Raw genomic sequence first — 21,379 nt, 5'->3', positions numbered from 1 at the left:
ATTGCGAACGCGTAGCAAGGGACAGCGCGGTTTAATAGCTGAATTAATGACTGAGCGCGGCGCCAGGCGGCATCTCGGGCACACGCACTGTGACGGTCTTACGGAGCTTGGCGACATCCGCGGCGCTGACCGTTGAACCGGTGTTGCCCCAGCTGTTGCGCACGAAGTTCGTCACGTCGGCGACTTCCTGATCGTTCAGGCGCCAGCCGAAGGCCGGCATCGAGAACGAAGACGGCGCGGTTGCCGTGCCCTGGAGCGTGCTGCCGGACAGCAGAACGTGAATCAGCGAGGTCGTGTCCTTGCCTTGCACGATCGGATTGCCACCGAGTGCCGGGAAAACACGTGTGTAGCCGCGGCCGTCACTGCGGTGGCAGGCGGTGCAGTTGTCGCGGTACACGGCGGCGCCGGGCGCTGTGGCGTCGCCGGTACGCAAGGCGCGAGCCGCCGTATCGTCGTACACGTACGGCGTTTCCTTCGGATCGGTCGAGGGCAGCGTTTTCAGGTAGCGTGCGATCGCGGTCAGATCGGCGTCGCTCATATGCTGCATGCTGTGCTGCACGACGTCCGTCATGCCGCCGAATGCCGCGGTGTGCTGCGTGCGTCCCGTCTTGAGGAATTGCACGAGATCCGTTTCGCTCCAGGCGCCGATGCCGGTGCGCGGATTGCCGCGCAGGCTCGACGGAATCCAGCCGTCGATCGTCGCACCGCCCGCGAGAAACGCTGTGCCGTCGAGATCGCTCAGCGCGCGCTCCTGCATCGTGACTGCGCGCGGTGTGTGGCAGGCGCCGCAGTGGCCGAGGCCCTGAACGAGGTATGCACCGCGAGCAATCACCGGGTCGGCGTAGTGCTTCGCGTCGAAGGCTACGGGTTCAGGCGCGAACAGATAACGCCAGATGCCGAGCGGCCAGCGCATCGATAGCGGCCAGACGATATCGACCGCGCGGTTCGTCTGGTTCACCGGTGCGACGCCTTGCGTGAAGTACGCATACAGCGCGTGCATGTCGTCCTGACTCAAACGCGCATACGACGGGTACGGCATTGCCGGATACAGCGTGTCGCCGTTCGGCCGCACGCCGGCGCGTACTGCGCGATCGAACTGCGCGAAGGTCCATGAACCGATGCCGGTGTTGCGGTCCGGCGTGATGTTGGTCGAATAGATTGCGCCGATCGGCGTGTCGAACTTCAGACCGCCCGCGAAGGGCTTGCCCGATTGCGCCGTGTGACATGCAATGCAGTCACCGGCACGGGCGAGATATTCGCCGTGTGCGATCAGGGCCGCGTCGGATTGAGATTGCGCTGCCGCATGCGCACCGAGCGGCGCGGACAACGTCGCCACTGCGCAGAACGACGCTGCGCCCGCGCGCCTGAATGCCTGCCTCAGGCGTTTCATATCGATCTTTTTCTTCATACGCTCACCAGCGGCCCGGGGTTCTTCAGATACTGCGTGCGAATCGCACGCGCCGACCAATAGGCGAGCGCGGCGACGAGACCGGTCGGGTTGTAGCCGATGCCTTGCGGAAACGCCGACGCGCCCATCACGAACACGTTGTGCACGTCCCAGCTTTGCAGGTATCGGTTCAGCACGCTCGTCTTCGGATCCGTACCCATCACCGCGCCGCCGACGAGGTGAGTGGTCTGATAGCGGCGCGAATCGAAATGCGCGCCGAACTCGCGCGTATAGACGTTGATGTCCTTCGGTCCCATCTGCTGCGCGATCTTGTGCATCTGTCCAGTCACGTAGCGGGCCATCTTGATGTCGTTGTCCTTCCAGTCGAAGGTCATGCGCAGCAACGGCTGGCCGTACGAATCGCGATAGGTCGGATCGAGATCGAGGAAGACGTCGCGATACGACATGTTGGAGCCGTGCGCATCCATCGAAATCGTGTGGGCGTAGTGGTCCTTTACCGATTTCTTCCAGTCGACGCCCCAGTTCGGCGTGCCCGCCGGTGTCGCGATGCCGCTGATCGGCTTGGTGCCGGCCTGATTCACCCACAACGGCGAGCCGCCGACAAAACCGAGCGGACCGTGATCGAAGTTGTCGGCATTGAAGTCGTCCACCGCGACGCCGTTGCCGCCCGCGCCGATGAACGGATTGGTGAAGGTGTCCTTGTCGAAGAACGCGGTGATCGTTGAGAGGTTCTGATACGCGAAATTGCGGCCCACTACGCCTTCGCCCGAGATCGGGTCATACGGCTTGCCGATGCCCGACAACAGAAGCAGGTGGACGTTGTGATACTGGAACGCCGCGACAATCACGAGATCCGCGGGCTGAAAGACTTCGTTGCCTGCCGGGTCGACGTAGGTCACACCTTTGGCGCGTTTTTTCGTATCGTCGAGTTCGACGCGTAGCACGTGGCAACGCGAGCGCAGTTCGAAGTTCGGCGACTGCTTGAGCGCGGGCAGAATGTTCAGGTTCGGCGATGCCTTCGAATACATGTAGCACGCGTAGCCGCTGCAGAATCCGCAAAAATTGCACGGACCCATCTGCACGCCGTACGGGTTCGTGTACGGACCCGACGTGTTCGCCGAAGGCAAGCGGTACGGGTTCAGTCCGAGTTCGCGCGCGGCCTTGCCGAAGCGCTCGGCCGAGTACGTGTTCAACTGCGCGGCGAGCGGGAAGTTGTCGGTGCGCGGTGCTTCGAACACGTTGCCGTCGCCGACCACCTTGCCGTTGACCTTATAGGCCTGGCCCGAGGTGCCGAACACTTTTTCGGCGAAGTCAAAATGCGGTTCGAGTTCGTCGTAGCTGACGCCGTAATCCTGGATCGTCATGCCTTCCGGAATGAAGCCCTTGCCGTAGCGTTCTTCGTAGTGGCTCTTCAGACGCAGCTCTTCCGGTGTGATCCGGAAATGCACGCCCGACCAGTGCAGCCCCGCACCGCCGACGCCTTCGCCCGGCAGGAATGCCGCGAGTTGCCGGTAAGGCAGCGCCGTTTCGCCGACGTTATGACGGATCGACACGGTGGTCTTGGAGAGATCGAGGAACAGCTTCTTACGGACGTTATAGGTCAGCTCGTCGATCGTGTTCGGATACGCGCCATCCGGATAGGTGTCGCGATACTCGCCGCGTTCGAGCGCGACCACTTTGAGGCCGGCCTCGGTGAGTTCCTTCGCGAGGATGGCACCGGTCCAGCCGAAGCCGATGATTACCGCGTCGACGTGCGGTTTGGTTTGCGTGGTCATCAGGTGCGTTTTCCCTGGATCGATACGGGGCCATACGGATAGGCCTGGCCATTCTGATTGACGAAGTCCATGAAATCGGCGCGCGCGCCGGGGAAGCCGATCATCTTCCAGCCGCCCATGTCGCGATTGCCGCCGTGGATCGGGTCGCAGAAGTAGCCTTCGCGGGTGTTTTGCAGCAACTGGCCGAAGAAGACGCCGGCCGGCACGTCCGCGAGATCGATCGATTCTTTCTCCAGTGCGGTGAGTACGGTGTCGCGCGTGGGTGCGTCGAGGGCGTCGAACGGGTGCGCGTAGGTCTTCGTGCAGTAGGCGTTGACCGCTGCGATGCCCAGGCGGTACAGATCGCGCGGCACGAGCTTCAACTGATAGCCGAGTTCCGGCGCACCTTGGGCGAACGGCCCCTGCATGTACCAGAGCGCGCCGTGCGCGTACGGCGTGTCCATCTGGCGGTCGATGAATTCGGGCACACCGGCTTCGACCGCGCCCGGGCCTTCACTGTCGGCGGGGATCAGACGGTCGACGGCCGCATGGACGAAGGCCCATTCTTTCGCGTCGAAGAAATGCGGCTTGTAGTCGGCGCCGGAGGCGCCGTTTGAACCCGGCGCGGCGGTGGTTGCGGATTGCTTGACTTCACAGCCCGCGAGGGTCCCGGCGGGAACCAGCGCGACGGCCGTGCGCAGGAAGCCACGACGAGAAGTGAGAGGAGATTGAGCCATATTGTTCTATGTCACGAGATGGGAGGGCGCCGTGGCGCCGCCCCTGGGGCAGTCGTCGGATTTCGGCGTCATGGTAAATGGAACCGGTTCCAAAGTCTTTTTGGATTTTTACAATAAGCTGTTTCATGAAGTGACGGAATATCGTTTTGTAAGAAATATCTCTTTCAAATCATAGGTGTTTTTTAACCGATGTGGCCTGTTGGCAGGCCGGAGCGGCCCCGATGAAACTGACGCGAAAAAGCGACGTTTTTGCGGAGTCATGACGATCAATGGCTGGTCGACCTCGCGCGATGGCGAGGCGAAGGCTAAAACGCCAAGGAATTCTCGTCAGGGGACCGATTGTCAGCGGGGCAGATGTGGCACCCGGTGTTTGGCCAGGCCAGGCCCAGCCAGGCTCAACGGCTGGCCGAGCGGACGTGGTTTACCCGCGCTTATTGCGCGCCAGCGGTGGCGAGCGGTCGCCAGCAGGGGCCTGAGACGGCCATACGGGTCACGTGAATCCCACTATATCGTCCAGCCGTATTGCGCCACCCCCGGCGCGGGAATACTTTTCGCCTGCTGCAAACGCGCGAAAACAGATGAACCCTACAAATTGCAAGCAAGTTCCGCACTGAAGGGCTCTTTTCGACGCCAGTGCCACGCACCACTGGGGGCACACCTCACGACGACAATCAAGGAGACAAGCTGTGCTTCCCGCAACCATGCCGATTAACGTTGGCAATACTGCTTTCATGCTGCTCTGCGCGAGCCTCGTTATGCTGATGACGCCGGGTCTCGCGTTTTTCTACGGTGGCCTTGTCGAACGCAAGAACGTGCTGGCGATCATGATGCAGAGTTTCATCTCGCTCGCATGGACCACCGTGCTGTGGTTCGCGTTCGGCTACTCGATGTGCTTCGGCCCAAGCTGGCACGGCATCATCGGCGACCCGACCTACTATGCGTTCCTGCACGGCATTACGCTGCAAACCATGTACACGGGCAACGACGCGGGCATTCCGCTAGTGGTCCACGTCGCCTATCAGATGATGTTTGCGATCATCACGCCGGCGCTGATTACCGGTGCGTTCACCAACCGCGTGACGTTCAAAGCGTACTTCCTGTTTCTGACCGGCTGGCTGGTACTGGTGTATTTCCCGTTCGTGCACATGGTATGGAGTCCAGATGGACTGTTCGCGAAATGGGGCGTGCTCGATTACGCAGGCGGCATCGTGGTCCACAACACCGCCGGATTCGCCGCGCTGGCGTCGGTGTTGTATGTGGGGCGCCGTCAGACCGTCACGCACAAGCCGCACAACGTGCCGTTGATCGCGCTCGGCACGGGCCTGCTGTGGTTCGGCTGGTACGGCTTTAACGCCGGCTCCGAGCTGCGCGTCGACGCCGTCACGGCTTCGTCTTTCCTTAACACCGATGTCGCCGCTTCGTTCGCTGCCATTACGTGGCTGCTGATCGAATGGGCCAACGCACGGCAACCGAAATTCATCGGCTTGCTGACCGGGTCGGTCGCCGGCCTCGCGACCATCACGCCCGCGGCAGGCTATGTGTCGTTGAGCACAGCCGCGGTGATCGGAATTTCTGCTGGTGTGATCTGTTACTACGCGGTTGCGCTGAAAAACCGGCTCGGCCTCGACGACGCGCTCGACGTGTGGGGCGTGCATGGCGTAGGTGGCCTGGTCGGTACCGTTCTGCTCGGCGTGTTCGCGTCGAAGGCGTGGAATCCCAATGGCGCGGATGGCCTGCTGTTGGGCGGCGGCGCTTTCTTCGTCAAGCAATGCGTGGCGGTGCTCGTGTCCGGCGTCTGGGCGTTCACGTTCACGTGGGGCATGTTATGGCTGATCAACCGCGTGACGCCCGTTAAGGTCGATGCAGCCGCCGAGCAGCAGGGGCTCGATACCGAGTTGCATGGCGAAGTGGCTTATCTGGACGCGTAAGCACAAGCACAAGGTGAGAAGAAAGCGGGACGTTTACGTCCCGCTTTCTTCGTCCCTATTGGGACGCGACGTTAGCCCTCAACTGAATCAATCCGGAAGAGGGGTGAAGCCAATGATCGCCTATATGCTAGCGTTGGGCCTGGTCCAAATGTGAAGCGCAACCTCCATGGAAAATCTCCTCAAGAAGCTCGATCTCACCTCGCTACGCCTGTTCGTCGCCGTCTGCCAGGAGCAGAACATCGCGCGCGCGGCCGAGCGCGAGTTCATCGCGTCTTCCGCGGTGAGCCGGCGCATCGCCGAGATCGAAGCCATGATCGGCTTGCCGGTGATTCAACGCCAGTCACGCGGCATTACCGTGACGCCGGTCGGCGAGACCGTGCTGCGCTTTGCGCTGGCGATCATCGGCAACATCGAACAGATGAGCGCCGAGTTGTCGCGCTTTTCGTCGGGGGTGAAGGGGCGGGTACGGGTGGTGGCGAATCTCTCGTCGATCGTACAGTTTCTGCCGGAAGACGTGGCGGCGTTCGGGCGCGTGTTTCCGGAAGTGTCGATCGAACTGGAAGAGGAGAACAGCGCGGACGTGCTGCGTATCGTCGGCGAGCATGGCGCGGACTTTGGCATCTGCAACCCGGTGGCGGGTAGCGAAGTCTTCGAACAGATGCCTTATCGGGAAGACCGCTTGGCGGTGCTGGTGCCGGGTGGCCATCGTCTTGCCAGCGTCTCGCGCGTGGCGTTCGAGGCGCTGCTCGACGATAGTTTCGTCGGCCTGCGCAGCGAGAGCGCGCTGACACAGCTTCTCGCGCAGCAGGCGGCCGGCGTGGGGCGGCAACTCGACGTAAAGATCCGCGTCAGCAGCCTCGATGCGTTATGCCGGATGGTCCACGCGGGCCTCGGGATAGCGATCGTGCCCGAGCAGGTGGCACTGCTCTATGTGAACGCGCTCGACGTGCGTTTGCTGTCCTTGAGCGATGCCTGGGCGGTGCGGCATCTCATCATGATCTTCAAGTCGCGTGATCAGTTAAGCGCTAGCGCCGCGGCGCTGGTGGGATTTCTTGGCAGCAAGCCCTAGCTCGCAGGGCGCCTCGTATCATTCTCCAAACGAGAGGTCTGCGTTGCCCGACCGGCACTTCGGCATCGCGGACACGCGCCGTATAGTGAGCGCAAGGAGAACGCATATGAGCGATACGATTCGTCTGGATGGCCGCGTGCTGTACCTGTCACAGGACGCCGCGGTAATCGAGGCGCAACTGGCCGGTGAAAATTTCACGCGTGCCGCGGCAGGTGCGCTGCGCGATAACGTCTCCACCGACGAAATCACGCCGGTGACCGTCATGCTGACTTATGACGAGCGCCTCGGCCAGTATCCGTACGTTGGCTTCAAGGCGGGCGAACGCCTGCCGATCGGCCGCAACGCAATCAGGGACGGCGGCTTTCAGGTGACGGTGGCGGGCAAGCGTTACGGCAAAGGTTCGTCGCGCGAATCGAGTCCGTTGGCGGAGTTGTCGGCGGGCATCCGTTTGATCGTCGCGGAGAGTTTTGAGCGCATCTATCAGCAGAATTGCGACAACATCGGCATTCTCACTACGACCGATTTCTCCGTGCTCGATCGTCTGATCGTGGGAGAAGCGGTGCCGATCGACGAGTTTCTCAAAGGCCGCGATGCGCTTACGCAGCAGATTATTCGCAGCGGCGGATTGCTCGCGTACAGCAAGTTCGCGGACTGGCCCGCACCGCGTGTGCGAGATGCTGCCCATGGTGCAAACGGCGCCGAACCGAAGACGCTGGTCGAGAAGATTATCGAGCGCCATCTTCATCCTGGCATTGAAAGCGCGCAGCGCGGCGACGGCGTGTTCATCTCCGCCGACTGGCGCTTCAGCCATGACTACTTCACTGGCATGTGCGCGCATCTGATGCATCGCGCGTTCGGCAAGCCCGCGCCGCTGCATGCTCCGGATCACATCATCGCGTTCCAGGATCATCTGGTGCTCGCTTCGCAAAGCATTCCGCACGTACGCGACGGATTGCTGCCGGGCGTTGCCAATCTGATGGAAGGGCACACGTCGTTTTCGCGCGACTATCCGGTCCGCTCGCACGGCGCGCTCGACAACGCGCCGGGTTCCGAAGGCATCTGCCATGCGCTGATGGCCGAACAGTACGCGTTGCCGGGGCAGGTTGCGTGCGGCACCGATTCGCACACGCCGCATTCGGGCTCGCTCGGTTGCCTCGCATTCGGTGCGGGCGCAACGGAAATCGCCAATAGCTGGGTGACGGGCTACGTGCGCTGCAAAGTGCCGGAGACCTTGCGCATTGAAATCGACGGCGCGTTGCGCAACGGCGTCACAGCGAAAGACGTCGTGCTGCATCTGTTGCAGATGGATGCGATCCGCTCGGGTGGCGCGATAGGCCTCGTGTTCGAATACGGCGGCGCGGCAGTGCGCGCGATGTCGATCGACGAGCGCGCGACGCTGACCAACATGGTTGCTGAGTTGGGCGGCTTCACGGGCATTGTGGAACCGGACGAACGCACGGTGGCGTTTCTGAAGGAGCGGCGCGGCGTCGATTTCACCCTTGAAAACTGGATGAAAAGCGATTCCGGCGCCACTTATTACGACACGATTCGCATCGACGCCAGCGCTATCGAACCGATGCTCGCGCGTCCTGGCGATCCGGGCAACGGCGTACCGGCGCCGCAACTGGAGCAGGACGTCGCGATCGATATCGCGTATGGTGGCTCGTGTACGGCGGGCAAGCGCGAGGACTTCGACTTCTATCACAAGGTATTGCGTTGGGGCGTGGAGCAGGGTATGCGTGTGCCCAAGGGCACGCGTCTCTTCCTGCAATTCGGCACAATGGCGGTGCGTGCGTATTGCGAGAGCCAGGGCTATTTGCCGGTTTTCGAGCGCGCGGGCGTGACGCTCGTGATGCCCGGCTGCGGTTCGTGTGCGAATTGCGGCCCGGGGCAGTCGGCCGACGCGAACGAGGTGACGATCAGCGCGATCAACCGCAATTTCCCCGGCCGCTCAGGCCCGGGCAATGTGTGGCTCGCGAGCCCCTACACCGTTGCAGCAAGCGCGTTAGCTGGAAAAATTACCACCTTCGAACAACTGAAGCGCGCACGCAGCTAGAATGCTGGCCACACACCTTGTGGCCCGGCATCGTGGTGCGCGTAATACGCGAAAGTACGAAAGGCCGGCACAAGACTGGCCCCCGGCGAGCATCATCGTGCATCGCCTGCATGACCCGCGTTACCAGGAGACAAACAATATGGCATCCCCCGATCACGCCGGGTCCGTCGCGCGCAGCGCCGACGGCGCAGCGTCTTCCTCAGTCGCGGCATCTACCACGCTCGACGCCGGCAGTATTTCCGCGCGCCTCGACCGGCTGCCCGCCACGCGTTCCATCTGGAAGCTGGTGGTGTTGCTGAGTCTCGGTTTTTTCTTCGAACTTTACGATCTGCTGTACTCAGGCTATGTCGCGCCCGGTCTCGTCAAAAGCGGCCTGCTGACCGCAACGACGCATGGCCTGTTCGGCTCGACCGGTGTCGCGAGTTTCATTGCGGCGTTGTTCAGCGGACTGTTCATCGGCACGATCGCATGCGGTTTTCTGGCGGATCGCTTCGGGCGCCGCGCCGTGTTCACGTATTCGCTGCTGTGGTACACGGCGGCCAACGTCGTGATGGCGTTTCAGGAAATGGCGACGGGTCTGAATTTCTGGCGCTTCGTGGCGGGGGTCGGCATCGGCGTCGAGCTGGTGACGATCGGCACGTATATCTCGGAGCTGGTGCCCAAACAGATTCGCGGCCGCGCTTTTGCGTGCGAGCAGGCCGTCGGTTTCACGGCGGTGCCGGTGGTGGCGTTTCTGTCCTATCTGCTGGTGCCGCGCACACCGTTCGGACTCGATGGCTGGCGCTGGGTAGTGCTGATCGGCGCACACGGTGCACTGTTTGTCTGGTGGATCCGGCGCGCGTTGCCGGAAAGCCCCCGCTGGCTCGCGCAGCAAGGGCGTCTCGCCGAAGCCGATCGCGTGATGAACGAACTCGAAGCGAAAGTGCGCAGCGAATACGGCCGTGAACTGCCGCCGCCCGCACCGCCGGTGCCGGTCGCGCCACGTGGCAGCTTCCGCGATATGTGGGTCCCGCCGTACCGCAGCCGCACGCTGATGATGACGATCTTCAATATCTTCCAAACGGTCGGCTTCTACGGCTTTGCGAACTGGGTGCCGACGCTGCTGATCAAGCAGGGCATTACGATCACGACGAGCCTGATGTATTCGAGCGTCATTGCATTAGCCGCGCCGCTTGGTCCGGTCATAGGCCTCTTTATCGGCGACCGCTTCGAGCGCAAGACGGTGATTGTGGTGATGGCGGCCGTGAATATCGTGTGCGGCCTGTGGTTCAGCCAGGCGTCCGGCGCGGTCTTGCTGGTGAGCCTTGGCGTGTGTCTGACGCTCGCGGGCAATATCATTTCGTACAGCTACCATGCGTATCAGACCGAGCTTTTTCCGACCAGTATCCGGGCGCGGGCGGTGGGCTTCGTCTATTCGTGGAGCCGTTTTTCGGCGATCTTCACAGCGTTTCTGATTGCCGCCGTGTTGAAGCAGTTTGGCACCACGGGTGTTTTCGTCTTTATCGCTGGGGCGATGCTGATCGTCATGCTGGCAATCGGGTTGATGGGACCGCGTACGAAGGGTATTGAGCTCGAAAAAATATCTCAGTAGCGTGGAGAGACGAGTCTGTGTCGATATCGAAGGCGACGAGGTGACGCTGCTGGCTTCACTGCCTGACTCCTGCAGCGAGGAGAGGTTCCTCGTCGCCGTTCAATGCGCGGCCGCCGCTGCATCGGCGCCACCACCGCCCTTCGCCGGCCGCGTGATCCAGATCAGCGGAATGATCACGATGAAGATGATCGCCGAGATGTAGAAGACATCGTCGAGTCCCAGCATCGCAGCCTGGTTGCTCACCGTGGAATCGAACAGCGCGTGCGCGGACTGCGTGTTCAGATGCAGCAGCGACTGCGTCGAATCCATCCACCGGCTGAACAGCGGGTTGTTGGGACTGGCCTGCTCGGTGAGCCGGGTGTGATACAGCACGGTGCGATTGTTCCACTCGTTGCTGGCGAGCGATGTGCCGACCGCACCGCAAAACACCCGCGCGAAATTCGACAGCCCCGCGGCTGCGGGAATGCGATGCGCCGGTTGGCCCGACAGGATGATGGCTGTCAGCGGCACGAAGAAGAGCGCCATCGGGATGCCTTGTAGCAGCGTCGGCAGTACCAGATGCCATGTGTCGATGTCGGTCAGGTATCGCGAACGCATGAAAAAGACGATCGCGAACCCACTGAACGCGAGGGTTGCGATGATGCGCGCATCGAGGCGCGCCATGATACGGCCCATCGCGGGCGCGAGTATCACCGCGAAAATGCCCAGCGGTGCGGTGACGAGCCCTGCATCGACGGAGCGGTAACCCAGGTACTCCTGCATCCACTGCGGCAACAGCACAAGATTGCCGAAAAAAACTGCATACGCAATCGAGATCGCGATGGTTCCACCCAGGAAGTTGCGCTGCCCGAAAAGCCGGAGATCGACGATCGGATTCTCTTCGGTCAGCTCCCACATCAGGAAGAACGCAAAGCTGATCAGTGCGGTGATCGCAAGCACGACGATCGTGGTCGAGTGGAACCAGTCGAGATCCTTGCCCTTGTCGAGCATCACCTGTAGCGAGGCGACCCACGCGATCAGCAGAACGAGCCCAACAACATCGATCGGCAGCTTGCGGGTCTGCGTTTCGCGGGTGCGGTAGATCGTCCAGGTGACGCCGGCCGCAAAGATGCCGACCGGGATATTGATGTAAAAGATCCACGACCAGTTGTAGCTGTCGGTGATCCAGCCGCCGAGCAGCGGCCCGGCAATCGGACCGACGGTCGCGGTCATCGCCCACAGCGATAGCGCCGTCGCCGATTTCTCTTTCGGATACGAGCCGAGCAGGAGTGCTTGCGACAGCGGGATCAGCGGGCCGGCTACGACGCCCTGCAGCACTCGCGCGGCAAGCAGTATCGGTAAGGTCGGCGCCATTCCGCACAGCCACGACGCGAGCACGAACGCGAGGATGGCACCGACAAACAGCTTGACCTGGCCGATGCGCTGCGTGAGCCAGCCGGTCAGTGGAATCGACACTGCGTTGGCGGCGGCGAACATCGTGATGACCCACGTGCCTTCGTCGACGGACACGCCGAGGTCGCCTGAAATGTTCGGAATCGCGACGTTGGCAATCGACGAATCGAGCACAGTCATGAACGTGGCCAGTGCGACGGCAATCGTGGCAAGAACGAGCTGACGGCCTTGCAGTGGGGGAGGTGAAGCGGGTGCCTGAGCCATGGGAAGTCTCGTAAGGTGTCGGTGACGCTTACATCAGTTTCGAATCGACCTGTGCGATCGGTTTTGCGCCGGTCTTTGCCGCATGAGTGGCCACCTTTTGCGCGGCACGGTTCGTTCCAGCGTTTTCGGCGACAATCCGGGCGATCTCCGCGTCGGCCTGGTTACCGTAGTTCTCGAACACGCTGGTCTGGTAGACGGTGTTCCTGGCGTTGGCGAGTTCGCTGCCCGAGTCATCCTTGACGTTCACGTCGACCTGCATCGACAAACCAATACGCAGCGGGTGCTTTTCGAGTTCCTGCGGATCGATCTCGATACGCACGGGCAGGCGCTGCACGACCTTGATCCAGTTGCCGGTCGCGTTCTGCGCGGGCAGCAGCGAGAACGCCGAGCCCGTGCCCGCCGAGAAGCCGACCACCTTGCCGAGGAACACCACCGAAGAACCGTATGCATCCGCCGTCAGTTCGACTGGCTGGCCGATGCGAATGTGCTTCAGTTGCACTTCCTTGAAGTTCGCATCGATCCACACGCCATTCAGCGGCACGATGCCCATCAGCGGGTTGCCCGGCGACACGCGCTGGCCGACCTGCACCGAGCGTTGCGCGATGTAGCCGGTGACTGGCGCGGGAAGCGTGTTGCGCGCGTTCGCGAGATACGCGTCGCGCACTTTCGCGGCGGCGGCCTGCACGTCCGGATGGCCCGCAATGGTCGTATTGGCCGTCAGTGCGCGGTTCGCGGCGAGTTGCTGCTGCGCGGCGTCGAGCGCTGCTTCTGCGCTCTTCACGGCGTCGCGTGCGTGCGAGATGTCTTCCTGCGACACGGCGCCCGTGCCGGCAACCGTCAGCCGGCGGTGCAGGTCGTCCTGCGCGCGCGACAGGTCCGACTGACGGACCGCGACCTGAGCGAGATATTGATCGTCGTTGGCGAACAGGCCGCGTACCTGACGGACCGTCTGTCCCAGGTTCGCTTCCGATTGCTGAAGCGCGACGCGCGCATCGGCTGGGTCGAGTACGACGATCGGGTCGCCGGCCCTGACGGTTTGCGTGTCGTCCGCGTTCACGGCGATCACCGTGCCGGTAACCTGCGGCGTGATCTGCACGACGTTGCCGTTCACGTAGGCATCGTCCGTGTCTTCATGGAAGCGGGCGACGAGGAAGTAGTAAAGGCCGTACGCAATCGCGGCGAGCAGGATTGCGATGACGAGCAACGCCGTCATGTGTTTGCGCTTGCCGTTGCCGGCCGGTTGGGTTTCGGCGGCAGGTTGCTGCGGGGTGTTCATGGTTAGCTCCGTGCTCTTTCAATTTGTGTCGTTCATCGGGATGGACATTCGGGTTCAGTTGGGCTCAGTTCGCCGACACCTGGTGGGCACTCGCAGCGGCGACCGGGGCATCGCCCGGCACCACGAGGCCGGCCTGCGTCGCATCGAAACCACCGCCGAGCGCCTTGATGAGGCCAATCTGCATATCGAGGCGGGTCATCCTGAGACTGGTCACCGTCTGTTCGGCGGCAAGGCGGTTCTGATCGGCGCTCAACACCTGCAACTGTTCCGACAGGCCGGCCTTGTAGCGGATCGCGGCCAGTTGGTACGCCTTCGTCGCAGCGTCGAGTGCGCGCTGCGCGTCGCCCATCTGCTGATCGATCGAACGGATCGACGACACCTGCGTTGCCGCATCGGACAGCGCGTTGATCAACGTCTGGTTGTAGTTCGCGACGTCGAGATCGAAGTCGGCATAGCGACCCTTCAGCTGCGAGCGTAATTCGCCGGCATCGAAGATCGGCAGATGTACCGCCGGGCCGAACTGTGCCTGCCGGCTCGCGGAAGTCAGAAAGCGGCCCCAGCCGAACGCATCGAAACCGAAACCAGCGGAGAGATTGACGTCCGGGAAGAACTCGGCCTTCGCCTCTTTCACGTCGTGCATTGCCGCCTCGACCTGCCAGCGCGCCGCAACAATATCGGGCCGGCGCGATACGAGATCGGCCGGCAGGTTGTCCGGCAGCGCGACGGTCGCACCGGGGCTCAGCACTGGTGCGGCGATCTGCAGGCCACGGTCGGGACCCTTGCCGAGCAGCGCGCCGAGCTGATAACGCGTGGTTGTGATCTGGCCGTCGAGATCGCTGAGGTTCGAGCGGGTTGTGGCGATGTTGCCGACAGCGGTCTGCCTCTCGACATCGGTGTCGAGCCCGGCGGTGACGCGGCCGTTGGTGATCCGGCCGATATCCTCGCGATTGCGGATTTCGCGTTGTGCGATATCGCGCAGCGCATATAGCTGCGCCAGCCTGTTATAGGTGCTGGCGACCGACGCGGCGAGGGTCACGCGGGCCTGCTGCACGTCGGCTTCGGCGGCCTTTTCCTGCGACACAGCCTGACCGAGACGCTGGCGATTTTTGCCCCACAGGTCGAGATCCCACGATGCACTGGCGAGCGCATTGTTCTCGCTATACCAGGTGCCTCCGTACGGAGGCGGGTACAGCGCGTTGCTCGAGAACAGCTCGCGGTTCCACGAATAGCTGGCGTCGACCTTCGGCGACAGGGCCGAGCGCGTGCTTTCGATATACGACGAGGCCTTCGCCAGGCGCGCCTGGGCCTGAGCGATCGATGGGTTGCCGTCCAGCGCTTCGGCGATCAGCTTCGGCAGTTGCGGATCGCCGAACTGGTTCGCCCAGTCGAATGCCGGCCATTGCCCGCTTTCGGCCGGCAGGCTCCGGGTCGACTCGTACTGCGCCGGCTTCGCGATCTGCCGGTCGCTCCTGATGCCGGCGTAATTCGCGCAGCCACCGAGGACGAGTGTTGTCATCGCGGTAGCTAGAACCATGCGTCGCGACAACCCGGCCGCGCGCAGGGAAATGCCCCGCATCAGCCCATTCCGTGAACCGAAGTACGATTTAATAATGGACTCAGCAACTGGTTTCTTACGATTTTCTATCAAAATTGGTTGCCGTGACATGATTTTTCTCGATGAAATCAGCGTGATTGACGAGCAGGCGACGCAGCATGTTTTTTAGAAATCCGACTTCCTCTGGCGTGAAGCCGGACAGCAGCCTGTCGAGCACCTCGTTGAAAATGACGGGCATCTGGGCAGCAATGTCCTGACCTTCCGGCGTCACAGCTAGCCGGACGACACGGCGGTCCGCCGTGCTGCGCTCACGGGTCAGCAGCTTGCGCTGCGCGAGGCGGTCAATCAGGCGTGTAACCGCGCTGGCGTCGATGCCGAATTCCCGGGCCAGTTCGACTGCGAGGACGCATCTGCCGCTGGCGACCATGTACAACGTGCGCCCCTGGGCGGCCGTAATGTCGAGCTCGGCCTGGGTGCGCTGCGTGACGAGATTCATCAGCGTCGAGGTCACCCGTGCGACCAGATAACCCACGTTTTCGCCCATTTCGTATCCCCCGCCGGCCGCGGACGAGAGATGAAAAGTTTCGGTCATTATTTAGGCGCCTAATCAATAGTTGCCTAGGCATTATAATGATCCAGTCGCAAATTGTGAGATAGATTTGTTGCTGCAGCCGGAACACACCGTTGCGATCCGAGGCACCGTGATCCCGATTCGGACCTCTGGCATCGCGAATGTGAACTCCGATTCCTGGGCGTGAACGGCTCTCGACTCTCAGGGGTCCCGGTTTGCGCATTGCATGCCTTAGCTTTCCTGTTGCGTCGCCATCAAATAAACCTATTTCCGCACTAGGATGTGGGGCATTAGGATGTAAGCGATGCCATTGAACGGCTGCCTGTCGCGGCCAACTAGCCAGGTGTGATCAACGGAGGAGACGTATGTCGACCGAAGCAAAATGCCCTTTCAAGTTCACCGCCGGTGGCGGTACGTCGAACCGTGACTGGTGGCCTAATCAACTACCCCTGAAAATCCTGCACCAGCATTCGTCGCTGTCGGACCCAATGGGCAAGGGCTTCAACTACGCCGAGCAGTTCAGGAGTCTCGACCTTGCAGCAGTAAAGAAGGATCTCGTTGCGCTGATGACCGACTCGCAGGACTGGTGGCCGGCTGACTTCGGCCACTACGGGCCTTTTTTCATTCGTATGGCATGGCATAGCGCCGGCACCTATCGCACCGGCGACGGCCGCGGCGGTGCGGGTTCCGGCCAGCAGCGTTTCGCACCGCTCAACAGCTGGCCCGACAACGTCAGCCTCGACAAGGCACGCAGATTGATCTGGCCGATCAAGCAGAAATATGGCCAGAAAATTTCATGGGCCGACCTCATCGTTCTCACGGGCAACGTCGCGCTGGAGTCGATGGGATTCAAGACCTTTGGTTTCGCCGGCGGCCGCGAAGATGTCTGGGAACCGGACGAAGACGTCTATTGGGGCGCCGAGACCACGTGGCTGGGCGGTGACAAGCGCTACTCGGGCGTGCGCGATCTGGAGAATCCTCTCGGTGCCGTTCAGATGGGGCTGATCTACGTCAACCCGGAAGGCCCGAACGGCAACCCGGACCCGATCGCAGCGGCCACCGATATTCGCGAGACGTTTGCGCGCATGGCGATGAACGATGAAGAGACGGTTGCGCTGATCGCCGGCGGCCATACATTTGGCAAAACGCACGGGGCCGGTCCTGCGTCTCATGTGGGACCCGAGCCGGAAGGGGCACCCATCGAGCAGCAAGGTCTCGGCTGGAAGAGCAGCTTCGGCACGGGTAGGGGCAGTGACGCGATCTCCAGCGGCCTCGAAGTGATCTGGACCAGCACGCCAACGAAGTGGGGCAATGAGTTCTTTAACAACCTGTTCGGCTATGAATGGGAGCTGACGAAGAGCCCGGCCGGCGCGCATCAATGGACGCCGAAGGGTGGTGCGGGGAGCGATACCGTGCCGGATCCGTACAACCCGGCGAAACGCCGTACGCCCTCCATGCTGACCACCGATCTCTCGTTGCGATTCGATCCCGCCTACGAAAAAATTTCAAGGCGCTTCCACGAGCATCCGGATCAGTTCGCCGACGCATTTGCCCGCGCGTGGTTCAAGCTGACGCATCGCGACATGGGCCCGCTCGCGCGCTATCTCGGCCCGGAAGTTCCGGCAGAAGAACTGCTCTGGCAAGACCCCATCCCCGCGCTCGATCATGTTTTGCTCGATGAGCAGGACATTGGCGCGCTGAAGGGCAGGATTCTGGCTTCAGGGCTGTCTGTGTCGCAACTGGTTTCGACCGCCTGGGCATCGGCATCCACGTTCCGTGGTTCCGACAAGCGGGGCGGCGCAAACGGTGCCCGCATTCGCCTCGCGCCGCAGAAAGATTGGGAAGTCAACCATCCAGCCCAACTGGCGAAGGTGCTGGAGACGCTCGAGGGTATCCAGAGGGAGTTCAACAGCGCGCAGTCCGGAGACAAGAAAGTCTCGCTTGCCGACCTGATCGTCCTGGCCGGTTGTGCAGGCGTCGAACAGGCGGCGAAAAACGCCGGTCACGCGGTGACGGTTCCGTTCGCGCCGGGACGCATGGACGCCTCGCAGGAACAAACCGATGTGGACGCTTTCGCCGTGCTCGAGCCGTACGCAGACGGTTTCCGCAACTACCAGAAGGGCACGTCTCCGGTATCGGCTGAGACACTGCTGGTCGACAAGGCGCAACTGCTGACGCTCACCGCGCCGGAGATGACCGTGCTCGCCGGTGGTTTGCGCGTCCTGAATGCCAACTACGGACAGACGCAACACGGTGTCTTTACGAGGCGGCCCGAGGCGCTGACCAACGACTTCTTCACGAGTTTGCTCGACATGGGCACGGAGTGGAAGCCGGTATCGGACGCCAACGATGTATTTGAAGGCCGTGATCGTGCAACAGGGGAGGTGAAGTGGACCGGCACGCGTGTCGATCTGGTCTTCGGTTCGAACGCTCAACTGCGGGCGCTCGTTGAAGTTTATGGAAGTTCGGATGCGCAGGAGAAGTTCGTCCGTGATTTCGTAGCGGCTTGGGACAAGGTGATGAACCTCGATCGCTTTGACCTTGGGTAGTCTTCGACGATAGACCTTAACGGTCTTTTGCCCCAGCAGAAACGGCTGAACAAACGTTACGCCACGTTCAGAACAGCTGTTTCTGTCCCGACGTCAAGGTCGTAAAGTCGTCGCGCAAGAGTGGCAGGATCGCGTCAGCGACCGGTTGCAACTGCCGTGTCAGATAGTGCTCGTAGTCGATCGCCGAGCGCAGCGTTTCGAGCGGTTCCGGTCCGGCGGTCGTCATCACATAGCTGATCCAGCCGCCGTTCTGGTATTGCAACGGACGCCCCTGTTGCCGGTTGAACTCGTCGGCCACGCGTGCCGCGCGCACATGCGGCGGCACGTTGCGCTCGTAGTCACCGAGCGAGCGGCGTAACCGCTTGCGGTACACGAGCTGATCGTCCAGCTTTCCTGCCAGCGTATCGCGCACGTAGTCGCGCACGTAATCCTGATACGGTTGTTGCCTGAATATTCGTCCATAGAGTTCCTGCTGGAACTGCTGGGCGAGCGGCGTCCAATCGGTCCGTACTGTTTCGAGCCCTTTGTAGACGATCTCCTCGCTGCCGTCCGGCAAGATAGTCAGCCCGGCGTAGCGTTTTTTGCTGCCTTCCTCGGCGCCGCGAATCGTCGGCATGAAGAAACGCTTGTAGTGCCGCTCGAATTGCAATTCGAGTGCGCTATCGAGACCGAAACGCTCTTGCAGGTTCTGCCGCCACCACGCGTTGATATGCTCGACAAGCGCCCGACCGATGCGGCTCGCTTCTTCCTCGTCGTGTGCGTGTTTCAGCCATACGAAAGTCGAATCCGTGTCGCCGTAAATGACTTCGTAGCCTTGCGCCTCTATCAACTCGCGTGTGCTGTGCATGATTTCATGGCCGCGCATGGTGATCGACGAAGCGAGACGCGGGTCGAAGAACCGGCAGCCCGTGGATCCAAGCACGCCGTAAAAGGCGTTCATGATGATCTTCAACGCCTGCGAAAGCGGCTTGTTGTGCTCGCGTTTGGCGATTTCGCGCCCTTGCCATACCTGCCCGACGATTGACGGCAAACAGTGGCGCGTGCGCGAGAATCGGGCGCCGAGAAAGCCCGGTACCGATTGATCGTCGCCGGGGTTCAGTATGCCTTCCACGAGACCCAGCGGGTCGATCAGAAACGTCCGGATGATCGACGGGTACAGGCTCTTGTAGTCGAGCACCAGGACGGAATCGTAAAGACCGGGCCGTGAATCCATCACGAAGCCGCCAGGGCTCGCGGCGCCGGCTACGTCACCGAGATTTGGCGCGACATAGCCTTGCCGATGCATCCGCGGCATATACAGATGCGTGAACGCCGCGACCGATCCACCGTTTCGATCCGCAGGCAGGCCGGTAACGGTTGCGCGCTCCAACAGAAACGGCAGCAACTCGGTCTTTGCAAAGATACGCGTGACCAGTTCGCAATCTTTCAGGTTGTACTGCGCGAGCGCAGGTTTGTCCTCATCGAAGCGGCGCTGGATTTCATCCATGCGCTGGTACGGATTGTCGATCGACTTGCCTTCGCCCAACACTGTGCGCGATACATGTTCGAGGCTGAACGAAGGGAAACTCCACGTTGCGGAGCGCAATGCCTCGATACCGTCGATGATCCATCTTCCCGCGGCACCCGCGAAGAAGTGATTCTGTTTGTGGCCATGCTCGCGCCATTCCATCACCGCACCGCCGCGGCCGAGTCGCAGCGGCACGCGATATTGTTCGGCGTGCTGCTGGAGCACACGCAAATCGAACTGCACGAGATTCCAGCCGATGATCGCATCGGGGTCGTGCTGTTCCAGCCACGTGTTCAGTTTTTCGAGCAACTGTGCGCGGGTTTCGCAGTATTCGAGGTTGAAATCGACACCGCTGGCGTCGCCGTTCGGCGGCCCCAGCATATACACCTGACGCTGTCCGCAACCTTCGAGCGCGATGGAATAAAGCTCGGCGTGCGCGCTGGTTTCGATATCGAGCGACACCAGTTTCAATGGCGGCCGATAGTTCGTAGCCGGCTTCAACTCACTGTTCAGAAGCGGGCCGCCATGCTGCGGATCGCCGCCGAACCACACCGGCGCGGTGATGAACCGCTCCATCATGTAGCGCTCGGGCGGAAAAATGTCGGCCTCGTAGACATCGACGCCGCCTTGCTTCAGGCGTTTCTCGAAGCCCGTCAATTGCCGGTACTGCGGGCAGTAAAGCCCCATCACCGGCCGATGCTGGAAGTCGCACAGGTCGAGCGGGCGCAGATCGAGCGGCGCTTCCCGGCGCAGGATCGTTTCGGCGCGCTCGCGGTGTTCGGCCGGAATGAAAGCCACCGAAGGCTGAGGGCGCAGGCGGATGTGACGGGGCCCGCCCTCTGTTGCCAGCCAGAAATCCACTTCCGTGCCGGCGGGCGTGTCCCGCCAATGTCGGGTCAAAATGAAACCCTGTTCAAGCTCAGTCAAACTTCCACCTCTAAACGGGCGTCATCGCCTGGCTCGATTTTACCGTTATGCGGTTGTTATCGTGGCGGTATAGGCGCGATCGCAACCGGGTTGGCGCGCAGCTGATACAGCAGCGATGCCGCCGCGGGACGGTAGGGTTGCAGAGAGGCGGGTCCTCGCGGATGGCGGGCTGGATGCAGACGCGCCGCGTAGTCTGTATGATCGTTTTGCAGCGATTCTTTCGGTGCAGGCCATGCGCCGGTCAAGTCTACCAAGAACGGAGTAAACGATATGACTTTGAGCAAACTCGTTGTTGTGGTCGCGGTAGCTGCAACCAGCTTTGGTGCGCAGGCGCAAGTCGCCGGCACACAACCCCTGAGCGTCACGGTCGAGCAGTCGAATGCGCTGCTGAGCGGCTGGAGTGTGAAGAAGAGCATTCTCGGCAAGGCCGTTTATAACGACCAGAACGAAAAGATCGGTTCGATCCGCGATCTGGTGGTTGCTCCCGATGGCTCGTTGTCCGCAGCAATCGTCTCCGCCGGTGGATTTCTGGGCGTGGCGTCGCATGACGTAGCGGTGCCGGTCGCCGCACTGGATATTCGTTCTGGAAATTTCTATCTGGCTGGCGCGACCAAGGATGCCTTGAAGGCGACACCCGAGTTTCAGTACAACAAGGTTCAGGCGCCGCCGAAGCCTAAAAAGCTGACCGGCCAGTAATGCACGGAGCCGGTGGATTGGGAGGCCGTGCTGCAACAGGCGGCTCTTGAATCACGCGGCAAAAGAAAACGGCGCTCGCGGCGCGAATCGGTAGTTTGC

At 61.7% G+C, this 21,379-nt stretch carries 14 protein-coding genes; 6 read left to right on the top strand and 8 right to left on the bottom strand.

The window, feature by feature from the left end; all coding sequences use genetic code 11:
* Positions 1-43: 43 nt before the first annotated feature.
* From ACUN0E_RS16050 to ACUN0E_RS16040, 3 genes are read right to left on the bottom strand one after another with little or no spacing between them, the layout of a single operon-like run.
* The gene (locus ACUN0E_RS16050) at positions 44-1,408 is read right to left on the bottom strand and encodes a c-type cytochrome (RefSeq protein ID WP_445567221.1); all 1,365 of its coding nucleotides are present in this window, start codon (positions 1,406-1,408) and stop codon (positions 44-46) included.
* On the bottom strand, positions 1,405-3,183 hold the full coding sequence (locus ACUN0E_RS16045) for a GMC family oxidoreductase (protein WP_408229835.1): 1,779 nt from the start codon (positions 3,181-3,183) through the stop codon (positions 1,405-1,407). Before ACUN0E_RS16045 ends, ACUN0E_RS16050 begins: the two co-directional genes overlap by 4 nt.
* On the bottom strand, positions 3,183-3,899 hold the full coding sequence (locus tag ACUN0E_RS16040; protein WP_408387662.1) for a gluconate 2-dehydrogenase subunit 3 family protein: 717 nt from the start codon (positions 3,897-3,899) through the stop codon (positions 3,183-3,185). The genes ACUN0E_RS16045 and ACUN0E_RS16040 overlap by 1 nt, the downstream gene beginning before the upstream one ends.
* Positions 3,900-4,585: 686 nt before the next feature.
* Between ACUN0E_RS16040 and ACUN0E_RS16035 the strand changes: the two genes are divergently transcribed.
* The 4 genes from ACUN0E_RS16035 to ACUN0E_RS16020 all read left to right on the top strand — a co-directional run bounded on the left by ACUN0E_RS16035 (position 4,586) and on the right by ACUN0E_RS16020 (position 10,543).
* Complete coding sequence (locus ACUN0E_RS16035) at positions 4,586-5,827, top strand: ammonium transporter (RefSeq protein ID WP_408229841.1); 1,242 nt, start codon at positions 4,586-4,588, stop codon at positions 5,825-5,827.
* A gap of 166 nt (positions 5,828-5,993) precedes the next feature.
* The gene (locus ACUN0E_RS16030) at positions 5,994-6,896 is read left to right on the top strand and encodes a LysR family transcriptional regulator (RefSeq protein ID WP_408229844.1); all 903 of its coding nucleotides are present in this window, start codon (positions 5,994-5,996) and stop codon (positions 6,894-6,896) included.
* 106 nt (positions 6,897-7,002) lie between these two features.
* Entirely contained in the window at positions 7,003-8,952 is a 1,950-nt protein-coding gene (locus tag ACUN0E_RS16025; protein WP_445567220.1) for an aconitase family protein, read from the top strand.
* Positions 8,953-9,091: 139 nt separating this feature from the next.
* Positions 9,092-10,543 (top strand): MFS transporter, encoded by a 1,452-nt coding sequence (locus tag ACUN0E_RS16020; RefSeq protein WP_445567219.1) that lies wholly within the window; start codon positions 9,092-9,094, stop codon positions 10,541-10,543.
* A 99-nt stretch (positions 10,544-10,642) separates the two neighbouring features.
* Here the strand turns inward: ACUN0E_RS16020 and ACUN0E_RS16015 are convergent, their stop codons facing one another.
* From ACUN0E_RS16015 to ACUN0E_RS16000, 4 genes are all read right to left on the bottom strand, one after another.
* Positions 10,643-12,199, bottom strand: coding sequence for a DHA2 family efflux MFS transporter permease subunit (locus ACUN0E_RS16015; protein ID WP_445567218.1), 1,557 nt, complete (start codon positions 12,197-12,199; stop codon positions 10,643-10,645).
* Positions 12,200-12,227: 28 nt separating this feature from the next.
* The gene (locus ACUN0E_RS16010) at positions 12,228-13,475 is read right to left on the bottom strand and encodes an HlyD family secretion protein (protein ID WP_445567217.1); all 1,248 of its coding nucleotides are present in this window, start codon (positions 13,473-13,475) and stop codon (positions 12,228-12,230) included.
* Between the two features lie 64 nt (positions 13,476-13,539).
* Positions 13,540-15,051: an efflux transporter outer membrane subunit gene (locus ACUN0E_RS16005; protein WP_445567216.1), complete on the bottom strand. Its 1,512-nt coding sequence runs from the start codon at positions 15,049-15,051 to the stop codon at positions 13,540-13,542.
* Between the two features lie 55 nt (positions 15,052-15,106).
* Entirely contained in the window at positions 15,107-15,622 is a 516-nt protein-coding gene (locus tag ACUN0E_RS16000; protein ID WP_445567215.1) for a MarR family winged helix-turn-helix transcriptional regulator, read from the bottom strand.
* A 344-nt stretch (positions 15,623-15,966) separates the two neighbouring features.
* Here ACUN0E_RS16000 and katG point away from each other — a divergent pair, with 344 nt between their 5' ends.
* A complete protein-coding gene (gene katG / locus ACUN0E_RS15995) occupies positions 15,967-18,150 on the top strand; it encodes a catalase/peroxidase HPI (protein WP_445567214.1) in 2,184 nt (727 codons plus the stop codon).
* A gap of 67 nt (positions 18,151-18,217) precedes the next feature.
* Here the strand turns inward: katG and ACUN0E_RS15990 are convergent, their stop codons facing one another.
* The gene (locus ACUN0E_RS15990) at positions 18,218-20,584 is read right to left on the bottom strand and encodes a DNA polymerase II (protein ID WP_445567213.1); all 2,367 of its coding nucleotides are present in this window, start codon (positions 20,582-20,584) and stop codon (positions 18,218-18,220) included.
* Between the two features lie 270 nt (positions 20,585-20,854).
* Here ACUN0E_RS15990 and ACUN0E_RS15985 point away from each other — a divergent pair, with 270 nt between their 5' ends.
* Positions 20,855-21,280, top strand: coding sequence for a PRC-barrel domain-containing protein (locus ACUN0E_RS15985; RefSeq protein WP_201084283.1), 426 nt, complete (start codon positions 20,855-20,857; stop codon positions 21,278-21,280).
* Positions 21,281-21,379: the final 99 nt, after the last annotated feature.

Source organism: Paraburkholderia sp. D1E, from assembly GCF_052682275.1.
This window is presented reverse-complemented; position numbering and strand designations above follow the sequence as displayed.

Excerpts from the sequence above, each read along its gene's own strand:
- ACUN0E_RS16040 (WP_408387662.1), bottom strand. The coding sequence starts at position 3,899 with ATGGCTCAATCTCCTCTCACTTCTCGTCGTGGCTTCCTGCGCACGGCC.
- ACUN0E_RS16045 (WP_408229835.1), bottom strand. The coding sequence starts at position 3,183 with ATGACCACGCAAACCAAACCGCACGTCGACGCGGTAATCATCGGCTTC.
- katG (WP_445567214.1), top strand. The coding sequence starts at position 15,967 with ATGTCGACCGAAGCAAAATGCCCTTTCAAGTTCACCGCCGGTGGCGGT.
- ACUN0E_RS16025 (WP_445567220.1), top strand. The coding sequence starts at position 7,003 with ATGAGCGATACGATTCGTCTGGATGGCCGCGTGCTGTACCTGTCACAG.
- ACUN0E_RS16030 (WP_408229844.1), top strand. The coding sequence starts at position 5,994 with ATGGAAAATCTCCTCAAGAAGCTCGATCTCACCTCGCTACGCCTGTTC.
- ACUN0E_RS16010 (WP_445567217.1), bottom strand. The coding sequence starts at position 13,475 with ATGAACACCCCGCAGCAACCTGCCGCCGAAACCCAACCGGCCGGCAAC.
- ACUN0E_RS16005 (WP_445567216.1), bottom strand. The coding sequence starts at position 15,051 with ATGCGGGGCATTTCCCTGCGCGCGGCCGGGTTGTCGCGACGCATGGTT.
- ACUN0E_RS16020 (WP_445567219.1), top strand. The coding sequence starts at position 9,092 with ATGGCATCCCCCGATCACGCCGGGTCCGTCGCGCGCAGCGCCGACGGC.
- ACUN0E_RS15985 (WP_201084283.1), top strand. The coding sequence starts at position 20,855 with ATGACTTTGAGCAAACTCGTTGTTGTGGTCGCGGTAGCTGCAACCAGC.
- ACUN0E_RS16000 (WP_445567215.1), bottom strand. The coding sequence starts at position 15,622 with ATGACCGAAACTTTTCATCTCTCGTCCGCGGCCGGCGGGGGATACGAA.
- ACUN0E_RS16015 (WP_445567218.1), bottom strand. The coding sequence starts at position 12,199 with ATGGCTCAGGCACCCGCTTCACCTCCCCCACTGCAAGGCCGTCAGCTC.
- ACUN0E_RS16050 (WP_445567221.1), bottom strand. The coding sequence starts at position 1,408 with ATGAAGAAAAAGATCGATATGAAACGCCTGAGGCAGGCATTCAGGCGC.